Genomic DNA, 17,772 nt, shown 5'->3' on the forward strand with positions numbered 1-17,772 from the left:
CGGGCGGCCTACCTGTCGTCGGGTCCCACACCGTCGACGTCGGCACCGGGCGGTTCGCCGTTCTCGACGTCCCGGCGGTTGGAACGCCAGGCCTGGACGGCGAGCCTCACCTGGTGCCGTACTTCCTCGACCACGGCGGCCCCGACCACGCCGACCAACTCCACGACGATCTCCGAGCCGATGCCCATCGGGGCACCCGGTTCGGCGTCCGTGCGTCTGCGGACGCCGATCCGCAGCTCACCGGCGCGCGCCAACCGGTCGAGCGGTGTCTCCCGCTCCAGCCACTTCTTCAGCGCGCCGACATCGCTCTCGCTCGCGGTCCGGTCAAGCCGTACGCGAATCTCGTGGTCGGCCACTCCATCCCCCTCAGCCATGACACACCATCATGGCACCGGGGCCACCGACCGGGGAGGGGCAAGGCACCCCTGCGTCCGCAATTGGCTCAACCCTGTGTCTGCAACTGACCGAGCTGGCGCCGAACATGCTCCAACGCGCCCTCTCTGCGCCCCGGCACGCGGGAGCGCAGGTCGGCCAGCAGGGAGCCGAGTTCCCGCGCTCCGGCCGGGTCGCCGATCAGCCCCCACTGGTGGTGCGCCCGGTCCACGGCCGCCTCGACGGCCGGCGCGTCCGGCGCCTGCCCGGCCGACAGCCGCGCGGCGGCCACCGCCAGCCAGGTGCGACAGCTGCGCACCGGGTCACCGGCGAACATCGCCAGGTCGGCCCGTACTTCGGCCCAGTGCAGCGCCTCCTCGGAGCCCGGCCCGTGGGCGCGCAGGGCGGCCTGTTCCTGCCGGGCGGCGAGGGCGTCGGCGTCCGCGTGCCGCCCGGACCGGACGGCGTCGGAGATGACCGCGTGGGGGTCCTCGCCGGCGTCCGCCGTGGCGGCGCCCGGCTCCTCGGGCGCCTGCGGACCGGACCGTCCGGGCAGGTGGGCCAACCCGTCGGATGCGGCGGAAAGCTCGGAAGGCTCGGAGAGCTCGGAGGACCGCAAGGGCTCGGAGGACCGCAAAGGCTCGGAGGACCGCAAAGGCTCGGAAGGCTCCGGAGGTGCGGAGGGCTCAGGGGGCTCAGGAGGCTCGGAGGGCCGGGGAACGAAGGCCGGGCCTCCGGCGCCGGACACCACCGCGGCCGACGCCGACGCGGGTGCGGGTGCGGGCGCCGACGCGGGCGCCAGCAGCAGGTCCCCGTAGCCGTCGCTGCCCAGCCGCGCCACCGCCTGCTGGTGCAGGTCCGCCAGTCGCGGCCGGTGCCCGCTGCGCAGGATCGTCGCCACCGCCTTCATGTACGTCGGCACGGCCACCGCGCGTCGGCCCGGCGGCGGCGCGATGCGACCGTAAACGGCGTGGCCGGGCCCCGGGTCGAGCGGGTGCGCCCGCAGCCACTCCCAGGTCTCCGGATCGGCGTGCAGGTCGAGGACGAGGGAGGTCGTCCCGGCCGCCCGCAGCCGCAGTTCCTCCCGGATCCAGTGCCAGGGCAGGGCGGTGTAGCGGACGGTGGCGGGCGTCGTACGGGCCAGCGCGAGGTGCGGCAGGCGCTGGCGGCGGTCGAGCTGGAGCTGGCCGGTGACGAACACGGTCAGCGGACCGGTCGCGGCCGCGGCGGCCCGCAGCCGGGTCAGCACGGCCTGCGGCTCCAGGGGGTCGGCGAGTTCGACGACGTTCGCGGTCTCGGTGCCGGACAGCACGGCGGGCGGTACGGCCGCGAGTACGGGGAGCACCGAAGCGGCGTCCACCAGGCACCCCTTGCCCGCCGGCGATGCGGCGAGCAGCAGCACGGTTCCGGGCATCGTTCCCTCCCCATCCCCCGTCGATCACGTACGGCAGCACCGTAACGGCTGCGGGTGCAAAGGGGGGCCTCAGGCCCGCAGACGCACCCGTCCGGGTTGCCCGGACGTGACGCGCCGCACGGCGAAGATCGTCGCGTCGTCCGCGAGCCGCCCGCCGCAGTGCCGCAGCGTGTCGTCCCGGACGAGGTCGACCAGGCGCCGCGGGTCCGCGGTCCCCGGGTCGGCGGCGACGGCGCCGGCCACGTCCACGAGGAGGGGGTAGAACACCCCGTCGTCGTTGCGGGCCTCGGTGACGCCGTCGGTGGTCAGCAGCAGGGTCTCACCGGGGGCGACGGGCACCCGGTGCACAGGGGGCGGCCCCTCGTCGGTCAGATCGGCGAGGCCGAGGGGGAGGCCGTCGCCGGGCGGCAGGGTGCGCACGCCCGCGGGGCCGACGATCAGCGGCGGCTCGTGGCCGAAGACGACGACGTCGACCGCGCCGGGGCAGTCCTCCGGGAAGCCGAGCAGCACGGCGGTGGCGAAGCGTTCGCCGTCGTCCCGGCCGAGGGCCGCGGTGTGCTCGCGGTGGCGCGTCATCCGGACCTCCAGACGCTCGGCGATCGTGGTCAGGGAGGCCTCGTGGTAGCCGGCCTCGCGGAACGCGCCGAGCAGCGCGGCCGCCGCCTCGACCGCGGCGAGGCCCTTGCCCTGGACGTCGCCGAGCAGGACGCGGGTGCCGTGCGGGCCGGGCTGGACGTCGTAGAAGTCGCCGCCGACCCGCGCCTCGACGTCGGAGGCGAGGTAGACGGCCGCGTGGTCGAGGCCGCCCCAGCCCGGCGGCAGGAGGCGCAGCACGGTGCGGCGGGTGGTGTCGGCGATGTCCCGCATGTGCAGCATGCGCCGCTCGCCGCGCAGTCGCACCGCGCAGGCCAGGACCGCGAGGGCGCCGCCGACGGCGACGAGGATGAAGTCGGGCAGGCCGCTCTGGTACTGGTGCGGCCAGGACCGGTCCCCGATGACGTACGCGCCCATGGCGAGCACGGCGAAAGCGGCCGTGCCCCACAGCCCGCAGATCGCGGCGGCGATGCCCGGCACCAGCACGATCCAGGAGTTGATCCGGAAATCGCCGGTGTTGATGTCGACCAGCATGATGCCGACGAGCAGCAGCAGCGGCGGAACCCACGCGACACTGCGCCCGCGCACCCGCAGCAGCTGGTGCCGGTACAGCACGTCCTCGCGCCCGGCCGGAAGCACCCGGTGGAGCGGAGCCCGGCCGCCGCCCACCCGCCTCGGCACCCGCCCGCTCATGAGCCCCAGCGAAGCACGCGTCCGCCCCCCGCGCATCCGGGCGGGAACCGGTTCCGTCCGCCGACTTGCCAGGACCCCCGCGCCGGTGTGCTCTGGAAGCCGGGGCGAGGAGGAAGGAGTGCTCCCATGACGCACGCGGCACCCAGGCGCGGCGGACTGGTCAGGCCCACCCGCACACCCGACGTCTTCGACGAGCGCGTCCACACGGCGGTGCGGTACGGGGTACCCGTCGCCCTCGGGCTCCTCTACGGCTACTGGGCGGCGGCGAACCGTCGCGACGGCGGCCCCATCACCGGCTGGAACCTCCTGTTCGGCTTCGTGACCGCGCTGGTGTTCATGGTGCTGTGCATCGCCGTGGCGGTCTTCGCGCCGCGGCTGAAGCGGGAACTGCACTCGCTGACGAAGTCCGCGTTCGCGGGCGCGGCGATCGCCTTCCTCTTCGACCAGAGCGGCGCGTCCGTGCTGGAGTGCGTGGCACTGGGCATCGCCGTCACGGCGGGCGTCTTCGCCGTCTTCTTCTACCGCTACTACACACGCGAGGACGCAGCGGGCAACCGCATCCGCTGACGCCGCCACCCCCGGGGGCCCGGCCCCCGGCCGGGCGGCGACACGACGCGACCGGACGGCAACGCGGCGGCACGTTGCGGCCCGGCGCCTCCGCGCCCCCGCGCCCCCGCGACACGACGGCGATGCGGCGCAGTCGGCGACGCGGCACACGACCGGCACGGCATCGCACGGCGACGGCGGGATGCGGCAGACCGTAAACGCAGACCGTGAACGGCGTGCCCGGAGGGTTACGGCCGGACGACACAGGTCGGCGACGGCCGGCAGCGCGGGTCCGCCAGCGGGACAGCCATGCGCAGTGTCCGCCACCGGCCCGGCCGCAGGACACACCCCGGCAGCGAAGCGGCCGGGCGACGGCGCAGCCGGGCGACGGCGGGATGCGGCAGACCCGGGAGCGACCCGACCGGACGACACGGATCGGCAGCGGCCACCGGGCCCGGGCCGGGCAGCGGGACAACCAGGCGCAGTGTCCGCCACCGGCCCGGCCGCAGGACACAGCCCGGCAGCGAAGCGGCCGGCGGCCCGGCCTGGCGGCGACAAGGCGGCGCGGCAGCGCACGGCGGCACGGCCGGTGGCCCGGCCGGACGGCGCCACCCGACAGCGCGGGCACCGCCCGACCGCAGCGCGGGCGACGGCCGCCACGGCCCGACGACGGCACGGAGGTGCGACGGCACGGAGGTGCGGCGGTGCGGCCGGAGGACAGGGCCCGGCAGTGACGCAGCCGGGCGGCGGCGCGGCCGGGCGGCGGCGCGGCCGGGCGGCGGCGCGGCCGGGCGGCGGCGCGGCCGGGCGGCGGCACGGCACAGCGTCGGCGTGGCCGATGGTGCGACCCGGCGGCGGCGCGGCCAGGCCGCCGCCGGTCCGGCGGCGCGGCACAGCGACGGCGCGGACGACGGTGCGACCCGGCGGCGGCGCGGACGGCGGGGCACCCGATTGCGGGCGCAGCGGTCGCGGGGGGCGGGTCGGGGACGTTGCCTGGGAGGGTGCCCTCACGACTGCGTGGCGTCCTGTCGGCCGCCCTGATCGCCCTCGCCTGCTTCCTCGTGCCGTTCGGCGCGCTGGCCGCCTGGGCCGCCTACGGGCTGGCCGACACCGGCCGGTACGTCGCCACGCTGGCGCCGCTGGCGTCGGACCCGGCCGTGCGGAACGCCGTCGCGGAGACCGTCGGCGCCGGGATCATGGACGAGGTCGACGACCGGCTCGACGTCCGGCCGATGCGGGGGAGCATGCGCCCCTTCGTGCACGACGCGGTGCGCTCGTTCACCCGGACCGAGGCCTACCGCACGGCGTGGGACGCCGGGAACCGGGCCGTCCACGACGCCGTCCTGCGCGCCCTGCGCGACGAGCGCGAGCGCGCGGTGACCGTCGACCTCGCGCCCGTCACCGCGCAGGTCAAGCGGAAACTGGCCGACGAGCACATGCCGCTGGCCGAGCGCATCCCGGTCGAGCACACCGAGGTGGCCGTCGTGCCCGCCGTGGACCTGGACCGGCTCCGGAAAGGTTTCCGCGTACTGGAAGTCGCCGGTTTCTGGCTGCCGCCGGTGGCCGTCGTCCTGGCCGTCGCCGGGATCGCCGTCGCCGGCTGCCGCCGCCACGCGGTCGTCGCGACCGCCCTCGGCGCCGCGCTGGGCGGTGCGCTGCTCGCCCTCGCCGTCGCGGTCTGCCGCCGTCTCACCGTCGCCGACGTGCCCGAACCGTCCCGCCGGACGGCCGCGGGCGCGGTCTACGACGCCCTCACCGCCACCCTGCGCGAAGCCTCCTGGCTGTTGGTCGCCCTCGGCCTGGCGGTCGCCCTCGGCGCCTGGCTCACCGGCCGCCCGGGCCCTCTCGGACGACGCCACGGCGAACCTGGCGAACCCGCGGCACCTGCCTCGGCCCCAGCCTCCGGCCGACCCGTCTGAGAGCCCGACACCCCCACCGGCCCACGGCGTCCCCGACGGGCTCGGTGTCCTCCGGCCCTTCGAACCTGCTCGAATCGTGGCACGGAAGCTCGCCGTGGCAGTCCTGCCCGATGCAGTCTGCTGCCTGACGAAGACGAAGGCCACGGCAATCCGAGGGCGGGGGGACGGGGACAACGGGGGCCAGGGGAAACGGAGGGACGGGGACAACGGGGGCCGGGGAAACGGAGGGACGGGGACAACGGGGGACAACGGGGGTCGGGGGAAACGGGGGGACGGGGACAACGGGGGGAAACGGGGGCCGCGGAAGAACGGGGGCCCGGGCGACCGGGGGAAACGAGGGGCCCGGGGGGGGAAACGGGGCCCGGGGGGCCCGGGGGAAACGGGGCCCGGGGGAGACGGGGCCCGGGGACCCGCGGGCGGGGTGAAACGCAGCAGGGGTGAGAACGGGGAGGCCAGAGCCCCTCGGCAGATTGCCGAGACTCTGCGCGCTGCTCATCCTGCCGCGCTCCCCCGCCGCTCACCGGACCCCCGCCGCCCACCCGGCCCCCGACGGCCACCGGGACCCAGCCGGCCGTCGGGACCCCACCGGCCGTCGGCCGCCCGCCCGCAGCCCCCACCGGTCATCGGTCATCGGTCATCGGTCACCGGCCATCGGTCATCGGTCGGATCACTCGCGATCACACGGAGGAAAAATGATCAAGGAAAGACTCGGCAAGTGGGGCGCGCGCTCCGCGGCGTTGGCCGTCGCGATACCCCTCATGGGCATCGGCCTCAGCACACCCGCGTCCGCGGGCACCTGCACCACCTCGGGCTGCGGCGGTGAGGTCAGCAACAACTCGCGTATGCCGGTCCGTATCGCCAACTGCTGGTCCGGGACCTCCAGCACCTACTCCGGGGACAAGCTCCCCTGCGTGCAGCACGTGAACTACTGGTCCGCCTACTACTCCGACGTGGAACTCCCGGCGGGCGACGAGTCGAAGTTCCATTACTACTACTACGACACCGACGCCGTCCGGTTCTACAAGGGCTGCGTCACCAAGTGGCATTACTGGGGCGGCTGGACCAACACGGAGGACCGGCGCGGCAAGGCCAGCCTGTGGAAGAAGTTCAGCGATCTGGACCACGTCTACATCGAGAGCATCACCTGCTGAACCTGCTGACGAGTTCCGGCCCGTGAACACGGCCGCACGGCCGGCCACGGCGAGCCGGGCGCGCCTCAGGTCCCGTGCCGACGGCCGCCCGGGCGCTCCCCGGCGATGGCCGCGAGGGTGCGCAGGGCGCGGTCCAGGTCGTCCGGTGGGGCCGACGCGAGGCCGAGCCGGACGGCGTCGGGGGTGTGGCCCGGGTCGACGGCGAAGGCGGTGCCGGGGGTGACGGCGATGCCGTACGCGGCCGCGGCGGCCGTGAAGGTGTCCGCACGCCACCCGGCGGGCAGTTCCCACCAGGCGAAGTACGCGCGCGGGTCGGACCGTACCCGGAAGCCGCCGAGGTGCCGGGCCACCAGCCGCTGCCGGGCCGCCGCGTCCGCGCGTTTCGCCGCGACCAGCCGCTCCACCGTGCCGTCCCCGGCCCACCGCACGGCCGCCTCCAGCGCGAACCGTCCGGCGCTCCACCCCCCCGACCGCACGGCGCCCGCCACCGACTCCGCCCGCCCGGGCGGGACGACGAGGAGGCCGACGGTGAGGCCGGGCGCGACCCGCTTGGACAGGCCGTCGACCACCAGGGTCAGGCCGGGGGCGTGGGCGGCGAGGGGCGGCGGGGCCGACTCGTCGAGGAAGGACCAGATGCGGTCCTCGACGACGGGCAGCCCCAGGCCGGCGACGACCTCCGCGAGCCGACGGCGCCGGCCGGCGCCCATCGTCGCGGACGTCGGGTTGTGCAGGGTCGGCTGGACGTAGAGGGCGGACAGCCGCGCGGCGGCGACGGCCTCCGGGCGCAGGCCCTCCTGGTCGGTCGCCAGGGGGACCAGGGTGAGGCCGAGGCGGGCGGCGATCTCCTTGACCAGCGGATACGTCAGTGCCTCCACGCCGACGCGGCCGCCCGGCCGGACCAGGGAGGCGAGTGCGGCGGCGATGGCCTGGCGGGCGCTTCCGGTGAACAGCACCTGCTCGGGCGCGATCTCCCAGCCGGGCGTCGCGAGCAGCGCGGCCGCCGCCTCGCGGGCGGCGGCGGTGCCGGCGGCGGGGGCCGGGCGCAGCGCCTCGGTCAGCACGTCGGGGCGCAGCAGCGGCGCGAGAACGGGCGCGAGGAGTTCCGACTGGTGCGGCGCGGAAGGGTAGTTGAGCTCCAGGTTGACGGTGGCCGTGGTGGCGGGCTCGATCAGCGCGCGGCCGGCCGGCTGCCGCGGCGCGGCCCGCACGAAGGTGCCACGGCCGACCTCGCCGACGACCAGCCCGCGCCGGACGAGTTCGCCGTACGCCCGCTCCGCGGTGGACACCGCGATCCCGTGCCGACGGGCGAACCGGCGCTGCGGAAGCAGCCGTTCACCGGGCTGGAGCCGGCCGGCCGCGATGTCGGCGGCGATGCGGTCGGCGACGCGGCGGTAGTCGATACGGCGGTGGTCTGCCACGGCGGGGCTCCTCTCGACGGGTCGGCCGGCGGCTGTGATTGCACCGAGGGCAAAGATTTTATTGCACCGAGGAACGCCGCGCTCCTAGGGTCGGTCGCATGGCACCCTTCCTCGCGTACGAGGACAAAGGCCCGGACACCTCCCATACCCCGCGGGACGCCGGTACCCCCCTCGTCCCCCTCGCCCCCCTGGTCCTCGTGCACGGCCATCCCTTCGACCGCACGATGTGGCACCCGCAGCTCGCCGCCTTCTCCACCACCCGCCGGGTGATCGCCCCCGACCTGCGCGGCTACGGCGCGTCCCCCGTCTCTCCCGGCGTCACCCGTTCCGACGAGTTCCCCTTCGAGGAGTTCGCACGGGACGTCGTCGCGCTGCTGGACGACCTGGAGGTGGACGCTTTCGTGCCGGTGGGTCTGTCCATGGGCGGCCAGATCGTCCTGGACCTCTACCGCCAGTTCCCGGGCCGCGTCCGTGGCCTGGTCCTGGCCGACACCTTCCCCGCCGCCGAGACCCCGCAGGGGGTGCGCGCACGGCACACCCTGGCGGACCGCCTGCTGCGGGAGGGCATGCGCGGGTACGCCGACGAGATCCTGGAGAAGATGGTGGCGCCGCACGCCGGACCGCCGGTCAAGGCGCACGTGCACGGCATGATGACGGCCGCCTCCCCGCAGGGCGCCGCGGCCGCCCTGCGCGCCCGCGCCGCCCGCCCCGACTACCGCGCCCTGCTCACCCGCGTCGCCGTCCCCGCCCTGGTCGTCGTGGGCGCCGACGACACCTACACGCCGGTCGCCGACGCCGAGGCCATGCACGCGGCGCTGCCCGACGCGGACCTGCACGTGGTCGAGGGGGCTGCCCACCTGCCGAACCTGGAACGGCCCGAGGAGTTCAACCGGGCGCTGGGGACGTTCCTGGCGCGGGTGGACGGCCCCTCGTAGGCTCGAGGCGTGCGATCGACGGTGCGGCGCGTCGGCGGCCGGTGCGCGGGGCTGCTGCTCGCCGGCGTCAGCGTCGTCGTCGGCTGCCGGGCCGCCGACAGCGACGGCGTCACGCCGGTGCCGCAGTTCCTGGCCTTCCTGCCCTGGCTGCTCGCGCCCACCGGGGGTGCGCTGCTGCTCGCGCTGCTCGCCAGATGGTGGGCCGGGCTGGTGTGGGGGACCGCCGTCCTCGGACTGCTGGCCTGGTACGTCGAGCCGTACGGCAGGAGCGGCGAGCCGGGCGGGCCCGCGGTCGCCGAGCTGCGGGTGCTGACCTCGAACGTCGAGTTCGGGCGCGGCACCGGCTCGCTGATCGCCGTGATCCGCCGCGAGCGGCCCGACGTCGTGTTCGTCGAGGAGTGCGAGCAGGGGTGCCGGGCGGCCCTGGAGCGGACGTTCGGCGACACCCTGCGCTTCCGGCGGGCCGTCGCCGCCGAGGGCTCCGCGGGGTCGCTGCTGCTCAGCCGGTTCCGGCTGCGGGACGCGGCCGGCGTGCGGGGCACCATGGGCATGCCCGGCGCGGTCGCCGACGTCCGCGGCCGGCCCGTACGGCTGCAGCTCGCGCACCCCGCGCCGCCGCTGCCCGGCCAGGTCGGCGTCTGGCGCCGCCAACTGGGCAGGCTGCGCGATTTCGCCGCGGCCGACCGGCGCACCCCGACCGTCCTGGCCGGGGACTTCAACGCCTCCCAGGACCACGCGGCCTTCCGCCGCGTCCTCGACACCGGCCTGCGCGACGCCGCCCGCCTCGCCGGCCACGACCGCACCCCGAGCTGGCCGGCCCGCACCGCGCCGGCGTTCGGCGTCCAGATCGACCACGTACTGGTGTCGCGGGACTTCTCCGCGAACACCGCCCGCTTCCTCGACCTGGCCGGCACCGACCACCGCGCCCTGCTCGTGGACATCGCGCTGCACGGGCGCGGCTGACCCTTGAAAAGCCGACCCTTGGAAAAGCCGGCCCTTGGAAAACGGGGTCCCGCAGGGGTGCGCGCGCCCCTGCGGGACTCGGACGGACGGGTCTCAGACGCCGATGTCGCGGCCGTCCTCGCGCCACACCGCCACGACCGCCGGGCGGACGATCCGGCCGGGACCGTCCGGCCAGGTGCTGGCGGGCTTCTCCACGGACGCCCCGTCGATCTCTCCCGGGTGCTGTACGGCGACCAGCACGCGCCGGTCCTGCACGATCGGACCGCAGGTCTCCGCGCCCGTCGGCACGGTCAGGAACTGCTTCAGCTCACCGCGCCGCTCACCGCGGGTGGCGACGCCGAACAGCCCGTCGTGCGAGCCGAGCTGGTTGCCGTCGGTGGAGATCCACAGGTTGCCGTGCGGGTCGAAGGCCACGTTGTCCGGGCAGGAGATGGGGCTGACGTCGTCCTTCGGGAACCCGGCGAAGTAGGTCGCCGGGTCGTCCGGGTCGCCCGCGACCAGGAACAGCGACCAGCCGAACTCGGTGCTCTCGGGCCGGTTCCGGCGCTCGGTCAGCTCCAGGATGTGCCCGTGCTTGTTGGCGTTGCGCGGGTTGGCCTCGTCGGCCTTGGCCTCGCTGCCGACACCGCGCTTGGTGTTGTTGGTGAGGACGACGTAGACCTTGCCGGTCTGCGGGGACGGCTGGATGTCCTCCGGCCGGTCCATCTTCGTCGCGCCCACCTTGTCGCCGGCCAGCCGCGTGAAGACGAAGACCTCCTCGGCGGTCATGCCCTCGACGTGCGAGACGGCGCCGTCGGCGGTCGCGGTGGCCAGCGGGATCCACTGGCCGCTGCCGTCGAACTCGCCGTCCGAGGGCAGCGCGCCGCTGCCGTCGATCTCGGCGGCGGGCGAGTCGCCGGTGAGCCGGGCGACGTAGAGGGTGCCCTCGTCGAGCAGCGAGAGGTTGTGCTCCCGCACCGCCCGCGAGGAGCCGTGCTTCATCCGCTTGCTGCCGACGAACTTGTAGAAGTAGTCGAACCGCTCGTCGTCGCCGGAGTAGACGACCGGACGGCCGTCCGCCGTCAGCCGCACGGTCGCCGCCTCGTGCTTGAACCGTCCGAGCGCGGTGTGCTTGCGGGGCGTGGACGTCGGGTCGTACGGGTCGAACTCGACCACGTAGCCGAACCGGTGCACCTCGTTCGGCTCCCGCGCGACGTCGAACCGCTTGTCGAACCGCTCCCACTTGCGCTCGGTCGCGCCGGTGCCGATGCCGTAGCGCTTGTCGGTGGCGCGGCTGCCGTTGGCGAAGTACTGGTTGAAGTTCTCCTCGCCGTGCAGGGTCGTGCCCCACGGGGTGGTGCCGCCGGAGCAGTTGTTAAGGGTGCCGAGCACCTTCGTGCCCGTCGGGTCGGCGGAGGTCTTCAGCAGGTCGCTGCCGGCCGCGGGCCCGGTCAGCCGGAACTCGGTGGTGGCGGTGACGCGCCGGTTCAGGGCGTGCCGGGGCACGGCGGTGAGCTTGCCGGTCTTCCGGTCCTCCTCCACGACCACGGCCGCCAGCCCGTGCGCCGCCCAGGCCACCTCGACCTGCTGCCGGGTCGGGTTGGCCGGGTCGTACCCGCGGAACATCAGGATCTCGTCGGTGTACTCGTGGTTGGCGACCAGGAGCTGCCGGCCGTGCTCGCCGGGCAGCGGCAGCAGGGCGAGGAAGTCGTTGTTGTAACCGAACTGCCCGGCCTGCGCGGCGGCGGTCTGGTTGTCGGGGTCGAAGGCCGGGGCACCGCGCAGGATGGGCTCGCCCCAGCGGATCACGACGTTCTGGCCGTACCCGTCCGGGGTGACGACGGCGTCGACGGTGTTCGGGGCGACGGGGGCGAACCGCAGCCCGCGCGCCGCCTTGGACGCCGGCCTCGGGTGCGACGTCGCGCCCGCCGCGCCGGCGCCCGCCGTCTCGGCGGCCTGGGCCGGACGGGCGGCCGCGAGGCCGGCCGTACCGGCCGCGGCGGCCACGGTGACGACGGCGGCGGCCCGCATCATCGAGCGGCGGCCGATGGCACCGGCGATGACGTCACCGACGTACTCGTTGGAGCTGGTGTTGGGCACCTCGTGGAAACAGGCGTCACCACACCGGAAACGACAGGTCAGGGCGGACCGCCCACCCGGATGCGAGCCGGACGGCGTCCCGACGATCGGCAGCAGCTTGCGCACTTTGCTCTCCCCTTGCATGCCCTTGGTGTGAGCGTGACGTTAGGGGTGCGTATGTGCGGGAGGGCTGCCGCGACATGAACGAAGAGTGAAGTCCCCGACACCTGAGGCGCACTTGACACGGAGCCCGGCACAGGTCCCCGCCCCTACCCAAGATCGCCCTCCGGGGCGGCTAACCTTACGTGTCCGTCCTGGCCAGGGATTGACGGGCAACAACTTACGCGAAGGGGTGCGCACATGGGCATTCTCACTCTCCTGCGGAACGCTTTCGGCCGATCACGCAAGGAACGTGCGGCCGAGGCGGAGGGTGCGGACCGTACCTCTTCGCAGCCGTCGGAGGCGGCATCGACGCAGGTGGAGGCGGAGCAGGCGGAGCAGCCGGCGGTCCCCTCCCCGTCCCCCGAGCCCCAGCCCTCGGCTTCGGCCCGCGTCCCGGAGCCCCGCTCGTCGTCGACCCCGGACACCGGGGATGAGCACGACCTGGTGGCCGCGGCCTTCGACAACGTGACGGTCCCCAAGCCGACGCACCCGGAGGAGCCGGCCGCCGAGCCGACGGCGACGGAGGAGTCCGCCCCGGTGGAGGAGCCGGCTACCGAGCCGACGGCGGAGGAGCCCGTTACCGCCGAGGAGGCCGTTACCGCCGAGGAGGCCGAGGCCGCCGACGAGGCCAAGGTGACGGTTGACACGGAGCCCGAGGCGGAGAAGAAGCCCGAGGCCGAGGCGGAGGCCGAGCCGCAGGCGACGGCCGAGGAGCCCACCCCGGAAGCGGAGACGGTGACGGAGGCGGAGGAGGCGCCGGAGGCGACTCCCGAACCGGCCGCCGAGGCCACCCCCGAGCCCGAAACGACGGCGGCAGCCGACGCCGAGGAGCCCAAGACGGCAGCCGAGGAAGCGGTGGCGGAGCCCGAGCGCGCCGCAGAGCCCGAGGTCACACCGGCCGCCGAAGAGACCGCGGAGCCCGCCGCCGAGGCGGAGGCGCAGGCCGAGCCGCAGGCGACCGCTGAGGAGCCGACCCCGGAAACCGAAACGGTGACGGAGGCAGAGGCGCCGCAGGAGGAGCCCGAGGCGACTCCCGAACCGGCCACCGAGGCGACCGCCGAGCCCGAGCCCGAGTCAGAGGTGACCTCCGACGCACCGGAGCCCGCGGCCGAGGCCGTGCCCGTGCCCGCCGGTGAAACGGCCTCCGAGCCCGAGGCCGTCGAGGCGCCGGAGCCTGCCGCGGAGCCCGAGCAGCCCGCAGACCCCGCTCCCGTAGCCGAGCCCGAGGCCGAGGCCGAGCCCAAGCTTGAGTCCGCCCCGGAGCCCACCCCCGAAGCCGAAGCCCAGCCCGAGCCGGAGCCCGCCCCCGCCCCTGCCCCTGCCCCCGAGGCCGAGACGGCGCCGGAGCCCGCCCCCGAGCCCGAGGTCGTGGCCGCCGCCGCACCCGACGGCGCTGCCCCCGAGGCCGATGCCGAGGCCGAGGCCAATGCCGACGCCGTGACCGATGCAGGCACCGAGGCCGAGACCGAGGCCGCCGAAGCCGTCGGGCTCGGTTCCGCCTACCGGGCCGCCACCGACGCTCTCGCCGCGCGGGGTCTCGCCGGTGCCCGCGCCTCCGTGTACCTCGTGCTCGACCGCTCGGCGTCGATGCGCCCGTACTACAAGGACGGCTCCGCGCAGGCCCTCGCCGAGCAGACCCTCGCCCTCGCCGCCCATCTCGACCCGGCCGGCCCCGGCACCAAGGTCCACGTCGTCTTCTTCTCCACGGAGCTGGACGGCACCGCCGACGTCACGCTCGCCGACCACGAGAACAAGATCGACGAGCTGCACGCGGGCCTCGGCCGCATGGGCCGTACCAGCTACCACGCGGCCGTCGAGGCGGTCGTCACCCACCACCGGGAGAACGCCGCCGACCCGCAGACCCCGGCCCTGGTCGTCTTCCAGACGGACGGCGCCCCCGACGCGAAGACCCCCGCCACCCAGTCCCTCACGGACGCGGCGAAGAACCACCCCTCCGTGTTCTTCTCCTTCGTCGCCTTCGGCGAGCACGACAACAAGGCGTTCGACTACCTCCGCAAACTGAAGACCGACAACGCGTCCTTCTTCCACGCGGGCCCGGCCCCGCGCGAGCTCACGGACGCCGAGCTGTACGAAGGAGTCCTCGCGGCCTGGCGCCCGTAGCCACCGCCGAAGATCCCACCGGGACCACCGCGGCCGCCCCTTCCCACCCTGCAAAACGGGAAGCGGGCGGCCCACCCATGTCGGCTACGATTTCAAGGTTCGCGAAACCCCGACCTGGGAGCAGCCCCCGATGGCTCGACACCTCATCACCAGCGCCCTTCCGTACATCAACGGGATCAAGCACCTGGGCAACATGGTGGGGTCCATGCTCCCGGCGGACGTCTACTCCCGTTATCTGCGCCAGCGCGGCCACGACGTGCTGTACATCTGCGCGACGGACGAACACGGCACCCCGGCGGAGCTGGCCGCGAAGGAGCAGGGCCTGCCGGTCGACGAGTTCTGCGCGCAGGCGCACGACGCGCAGAAGGCGGTCTACGACGGCTTCGCGCTGGCGTTCGACTACTTCGGCCGCAGCTCCAGCCCCGAGAACGTGGAGATCACCCAGCACTTCGCCCGCCGCCTGAACGAGAACGGCTTCATCGAGGAGCGGGCGATCCGCCAGGTCTACTCGCCCGCCGACAACCGATTCCTCCCCGACCGCTACGTGGAGGGCACCTGCCCGCACTGCGGCTACGACAAGGCCCGCGGCGACCAGTGCGAGAACTGCACGCGCGTCCTGGACCCGACGGACCTGATCAACCCGCGTTCCGCGATCTCCGGCTCCACCGACCTGGAGGTCCGCGAGACCAAGCACCTCTTCCTGCTGCAGTCCAAGCTCCAGCACGAGGTCGAGGAGTGGGTGGCCGCGCACGAGGAGGAGTGGCCGCAGCTCGCCGCGTCCATCGCCCGCAAGTGGCTGAACGAGGGCCTGCACGACCGCGCGATCACCCGTGACCTGGACTGGGGCGTCCCGGTCCCGGCCGACACCTGGCCGGAGCTGGCCGCCGAGGGCAAGGTCTTCTACGTCTGGTTCGACGCCCCGATCGAGTACATCGGCGCGACGAAGGAGTGGGCCGACCAGGACCCGGAGAACCGCGACTACCGGTCCTGGTGGTACGACGTCGACACCGAGGTCCGCTACACCGAGTTCATGGCGAAGGACAACGTCCCCTTCCACACGGTGATGTTCCCGGCCACGGAGCTCGGGGTCCGCGAGCCGTGGAAGAAGGTCGACTACGTCAAGGCGTTCAACTGGCTGACGTACTACGGCGGCAAGTTCTCCACCTCGCAGAAGCGCGGCGTCTTCACCGACCAGGCGCTGGACATCCTGCCCGCCGACTACTGGCGCTACTTCCTGATCGCCAACGCCCCCGAGTCGGACGACTCGTCCTTCACCTGGGAGCACTTCACCGCCACGGTGAACAAGGACCTGGCCGACACGCTCGGCAACTTCGTCAACCGCGTGCTGTCCTTCTCGAAGAAGCGCTTCGGCGAGGAGGTCCCGGCGGGCGGCGAGCCGGGCGAGGCCGAGGCGAAGCTGGGCGAGGAGATCACTCGCCTCCTCGCCGAGTACGAGGAGCACATGGAGGCGCTCCAGTTCCGCAAGGCGGCGGCCGCGCTGCGCGCCCTGTGGTCCGCGGGCAACTCCTACCTCGAGGAGAAGGCCCCCTGGCTGGAGATCAAGACGAACAAGGACGGCGCCGCCCTCACCCTCCGCACGGCGATGAACCTCATCCACCTCTACTCGGTGGTCTCCGAGCCCATCGTCCCGACGACGTCGAAGGCCATGCGCGAGGTGTTCTCCCTGGCGGACGACACCGCGAGCTGGGTCACCCGTGACGAGGCGAAGGCCCTCACCTCCGTCCCGGCCGGCACCGCCTTCACCGTCCCGCCGGTCCTGTTCGCCAAGCTGACGGACGAGGACCTGGAGACGTACAAGGAGCGCTTCGGCGGCGAGGACCAGTAACAGCAGCCAGGCACACCCTTCCCGCACAGCAACAGCGGCCCGGAAACCACCCGTTTCCGGGCCGCGCCGTCACGGTGAGCACGTCGGAGGAACTGTTCACTCCGACTTGGAGAGCGACGCGTGGGGCCGTTCAGCTTGCCGACGCGTGGGCCACGAACTCCGCCCAAGCATCGCGGGTGAGCGCGAGTTGCGCGCCGCCTATGTTCTTTGAGTCGCGGACGTGCACGGTGCCGGGGGTGACGGCACACTCGACGCAGTCGTTGCCGTCACCGCTGCTGCTGTAGCTGCTCTTGAACCAGATCAGTCCGGAAGCGTCGCGCCGAGTGGAGGTGCCCATCATGTCTCTCCCAGCATCTGCTCGATGAAAGCCCGCGACTCTCGGGGCGTGAGAGCCTGCGCCCGGATCATGCCATAGCGCAGTTCGAGGATCCTGAGCTGCTTCGGCTCGGACACCGGGCGGCAGTTGAACGCCCCTTCCGAGCGCCCGACCGCCGTGCCGTCCGGAAACTTGAGCACCTCGATCAACCCGCCCGTGCCGAAGTGATCCTCGCAGTCGGTCGGCATCACCTGGATCGAGACGTTCCGCAACTGCCCGAGTTCCAGGAGACGTTCGAGTTGCCGCCGCCAGACCATTCTCCCCCCGACCGGGCGGCGCAGAGTCACCTCTTCCTGGACAAAGCTGAGAGTCGGTGCCGGTGACCGTTCGAAGATCGCACGGCGGGCCATCCGAGCGGCCACCATACGTTCCGTCTCCTCGTCCGAGTAGCTGGGAAGCCACGCGTCGAAGAGCGCCCGCATATGCTCCTCGGTCTGCAACAGGCCGTGAATGTTGTGGTTGCTGTACAGCGCAATCTCAACCGCCTGGGCCTCCAGCTTCCCCAGTTCCCGAACCCTTTTCGGATACCGGACCTTCTTCACGTCCTCCCAGGCCGCCGCGATGAGCCCGCCCGCGCCCAGCACCTCGTCGGCTTCGCGCAAGTACTCCTGCCGGGGGATCCGCTTCCCGCTCTCGACCTTGTAGACCAGGTCCTCTCCATACCCGATCGCCGCCGCGAAGTCGGCGGCACGCATGCCCACGGCCTCCCGCCGCAGTCTCAACTGCCGCCCCACCGTGGCCAGTACTGCCACTCCCCACTCATCGTCCGGATCGACCTCCCACCCCGGCTCCTCCACCTCACCCGTGAGCTGCCGCACCTCTCCGTCGACCGACATCCCGCACCTTCCGTCGTACCGCCGTGCCGCAGCACCTCCACACGCAGGTTCAGTCACCCTGCGTGTCAGCACTGTCACTGCTCACGGTAAGCATGCACGGCCGTGCTCGGTCGCTGAACAGCGAAAATCCACCCACGGCAGCGGCACCCGCACCGGAACCCGACCGCGTGCACTCCGGTGCCGCAGGCGGTCTTTCCCAAGGACCAGGAGAGGAAAAGAACCGCACCAAGCCCCGCCCCTCCCGCCCGCAGCGGACGCTCACTCCCACGAGTGAACATCACCAACTGGGCTGGATTCGTCCCTGGTTGTCTGCCTTACGCTCAGCGCAACACCACACGGCCCCGAGTGGCACGGCACAACTCCAGATA

At 73.6% G+C, this 17,772-nt stretch carries 14 protein-coding genes; 7 read left to right on the top strand and 7 right to left on the bottom strand.

What is annotated here, in order from left to right; all coding sequences use genetic code 11:
* Nucleotides 1-8 precede the first annotated feature (8 nt).
* From VKA29_RS34385 to VKA29_RS34395, 3 genes are all read right to left on the bottom strand, one after another.
* Entirely contained in the window at nucleotides 9-374 is a 366-nt protein-coding gene (locus VKA29_RS34385) for a hypothetical protein (RefSeq protein ID WP_324789970.1), read from the bottom strand.
* A 68-nt stretch (nucleotides 375-442) separates the two neighbouring features.
* Entirely contained in the window at nucleotides 443-1,786 is a 1,344-nt protein-coding gene (locus tag VKA29_RS34390) for a hypothetical protein (protein WP_324789971.1), read from the bottom strand.
* A gap of 69 nt (nucleotides 1,787-1,855) precedes the next feature.
* A complete protein-coding gene (locus VKA29_RS34395) occupies nucleotides 1,856-3,073 on the bottom strand; it encodes a PP2C family protein-serine/threonine phosphatase (RefSeq protein WP_324789972.1) in 1,218 nt (405 codons plus the stop codon).
* Nucleotides 3,074-3,199: 126 nt separating this feature from the next.
* Between VKA29_RS34395 and VKA29_RS34400 the strand changes: the two genes are divergently transcribed.
* The 3 genes from VKA29_RS34400 to VKA29_RS34410 all read left to right on the top strand — a co-directional run bounded on the left by VKA29_RS34400 (nucleotide 3,200) and on the right by VKA29_RS34410 (nucleotide 6,689).
* Nucleotides 3,200-3,640, top strand: a complete 441-nt coding sequence (locus tag VKA29_RS34400) for a hypothetical protein (RefSeq protein WP_324789973.1) — start codon at nucleotides 3,200-3,202, stop codon at nucleotides 3,638-3,640.
* A 980-nt stretch (nucleotides 3,641-4,620) separates the two neighbouring features.
* Entirely contained in the window at nucleotides 4,621-5,538 is a 918-nt protein-coding gene (locus VKA29_RS34405; RefSeq protein ID WP_324789974.1) for a hypothetical protein, read from the top strand.
* A 692-nt stretch (nucleotides 5,539-6,230) separates the two neighbouring features.
* Nucleotides 6,231-6,689 (top strand): hypothetical protein, encoded by a 459-nt coding sequence (locus VKA29_RS34410; RefSeq protein WP_324789975.1) that lies wholly within the window; start codon nucleotides 6,231-6,233, stop codon nucleotides 6,687-6,689.
* Nucleotides 6,690-6,754: 65 nt separating this feature from the next.
* Here VKA29_RS34410 and VKA29_RS34415 read toward each other — a convergent pair whose 3' ends face one another.
* Nucleotides 6,755-8,107, bottom strand: a complete 1,353-nt coding sequence (locus tag VKA29_RS34415; RefSeq protein ID WP_324789976.1) for a PLP-dependent aminotransferase family protein — start codon at nucleotides 8,105-8,107, stop codon at nucleotides 6,755-6,757.
* A 98-nt stretch (nucleotides 8,108-8,205) separates the two neighbouring features.
* Here VKA29_RS34415 and VKA29_RS34420 point away from each other — a divergent pair, with 98 nt between their 5' ends.
* Nucleotides 8,206-9,042, top strand: a complete 837-nt coding sequence (locus VKA29_RS34420; RefSeq protein ID WP_324789977.1) for an alpha/beta hydrolase — start codon at nucleotides 8,206-8,208, stop codon at nucleotides 9,040-9,042.
* 9 nt (nucleotides 9,043-9,051) lie between these two features.
* On the top strand, nucleotides 9,052-10,005 hold the full coding sequence (locus tag VKA29_RS34425; RefSeq protein ID WP_324789978.1) for an endonuclease/exonuclease/phosphatase family protein: 954 nt from the start codon (nucleotides 9,052-9,054) through the stop codon (nucleotides 10,003-10,005).
* 93 nt (nucleotides 10,006-10,098) lie between these two features.
* Here the strand turns inward: VKA29_RS34425 and VKA29_RS34430 are convergent, their stop codons facing one another.
* Nucleotides 10,099-12,189, bottom strand: coding sequence for a PhoX family protein (locus VKA29_RS34430; RefSeq protein WP_324790229.1), 2,091 nt, complete (start codon nucleotides 12,187-12,189; stop codon nucleotides 10,099-10,101).
* Between the two features lie 234 nt (nucleotides 12,190-12,423).
* On the opposite strand from VKA29_RS34430, the gene VKA29_RS34435 reads away from it, so the two are divergent.
* Complete coding sequence (locus VKA29_RS34435; protein ID WP_324789979.1) at nucleotides 12,424-14,346, top strand: VWA domain-containing protein; 1,923 nt, start codon at nucleotides 12,424-12,426, stop codon at nucleotides 14,344-14,346.
* A gap of 130 nt (nucleotides 14,347-14,476) precedes the next feature.
* On the top strand, nucleotides 14,477-16,192 hold the full coding sequence (metG, locus tag VKA29_RS34440) for a methionine--tRNA ligase (protein WP_324789980.1): 1,716 nt from the start codon (nucleotides 14,477-14,479) through the stop codon (nucleotides 16,190-16,192).
* 130 nt (nucleotides 16,193-16,322) lie between these two features.
* Here the strand turns inward: metG and VKA29_RS34445 are convergent, their stop codons facing one another.
* Nucleotides 16,323-16,532, bottom strand: a complete 210-nt coding sequence (locus VKA29_RS34445) for a DUF397 domain-containing protein (protein ID WP_324789981.1) — start codon at nucleotides 16,530-16,532, stop codon at nucleotides 16,323-16,325.
* Nucleotides 16,529-17,404, bottom strand: coding sequence for a helix-turn-helix domain-containing protein (locus VKA29_RS34450; RefSeq protein WP_324789982.1), 876 nt, complete (start codon nucleotides 17,402-17,404; stop codon nucleotides 16,529-16,531). Before VKA29_RS34450 ends, VKA29_RS34445 begins: the two co-directional genes overlap by 4 nt.
* Nucleotides 17,405-17,772: the final 368 nt, after the last annotated feature.

Source organism: Streptomyces sp. H51 (assembly GCF_035656535.1).
GTDB lineage: Bacteria > Actinomycetota > Actinomycetes > Streptomycetales > Streptomycetaceae > Streptomyces.

Coding starts and splice junctions, on each gene's coding strand:
- VKA29_RS34385 (WP_324789970.1), bottom strand. CDS start 374: ATGGCTGAGGGGGATGGAGTGGCCGACCACGAGATTCGCGTACGGCTT.
- VKA29_RS34390 (WP_324789971.1), bottom strand. CDS start 1,786: ATGCCCGGAACCGTGCTGCTGCTCGCCGCATCGCCGGCGGGCAAGGGG.
- VKA29_RS34395 (WP_324789972.1), bottom strand. CDS start 3,073: ATGAGCGGGCGGGTGCCGAGGCGGGTGGGCGGCGGCCGGGCTCCGCTC.
- VKA29_RS34400 (WP_324789973.1), top strand. CDS start 3,200: ATGACGCACGCGGCACCCAGGCGCGGCGGACTGGTCAGGCCCACCCGC.
- VKA29_RS34410 (WP_324789975.1), top strand. CDS start 6,231: ATGATCAAGGAAAGACTCGGCAAGTGGGGCGCGCGCTCCGCGGCGTTG.
- VKA29_RS34420 (WP_324789977.1), top strand. CDS start 8,206: ATGGCACCCTTCCTCGCGTACGAGGACAAAGGCCCGGACACCTCCCAT.
- VKA29_RS34435 (WP_324789979.1), top strand. CDS start 12,424: ATGGGCATTCTCACTCTCCTGCGGAACGCTTTCGGCCGATCACGCAAG.
- metG (WP_324789980.1), top strand. CDS start 14,477: ATGGCTCGACACCTCATCACCAGCGCCCTTCCGTACATCAACGGGATC.
- VKA29_RS34445 (WP_324789981.1), bottom strand. CDS start 16,532: ATGATGGGCACCTCCACTCGGCGCGACGCTTCCGGACTGATCTGGTTC.
- VKA29_RS34450 (WP_324789982.1), bottom strand. CDS start 17,404: ATGTCGGTCGACGGAGAGGTGCGGCAGCTCACGGGTGAGGTGGAGGAG.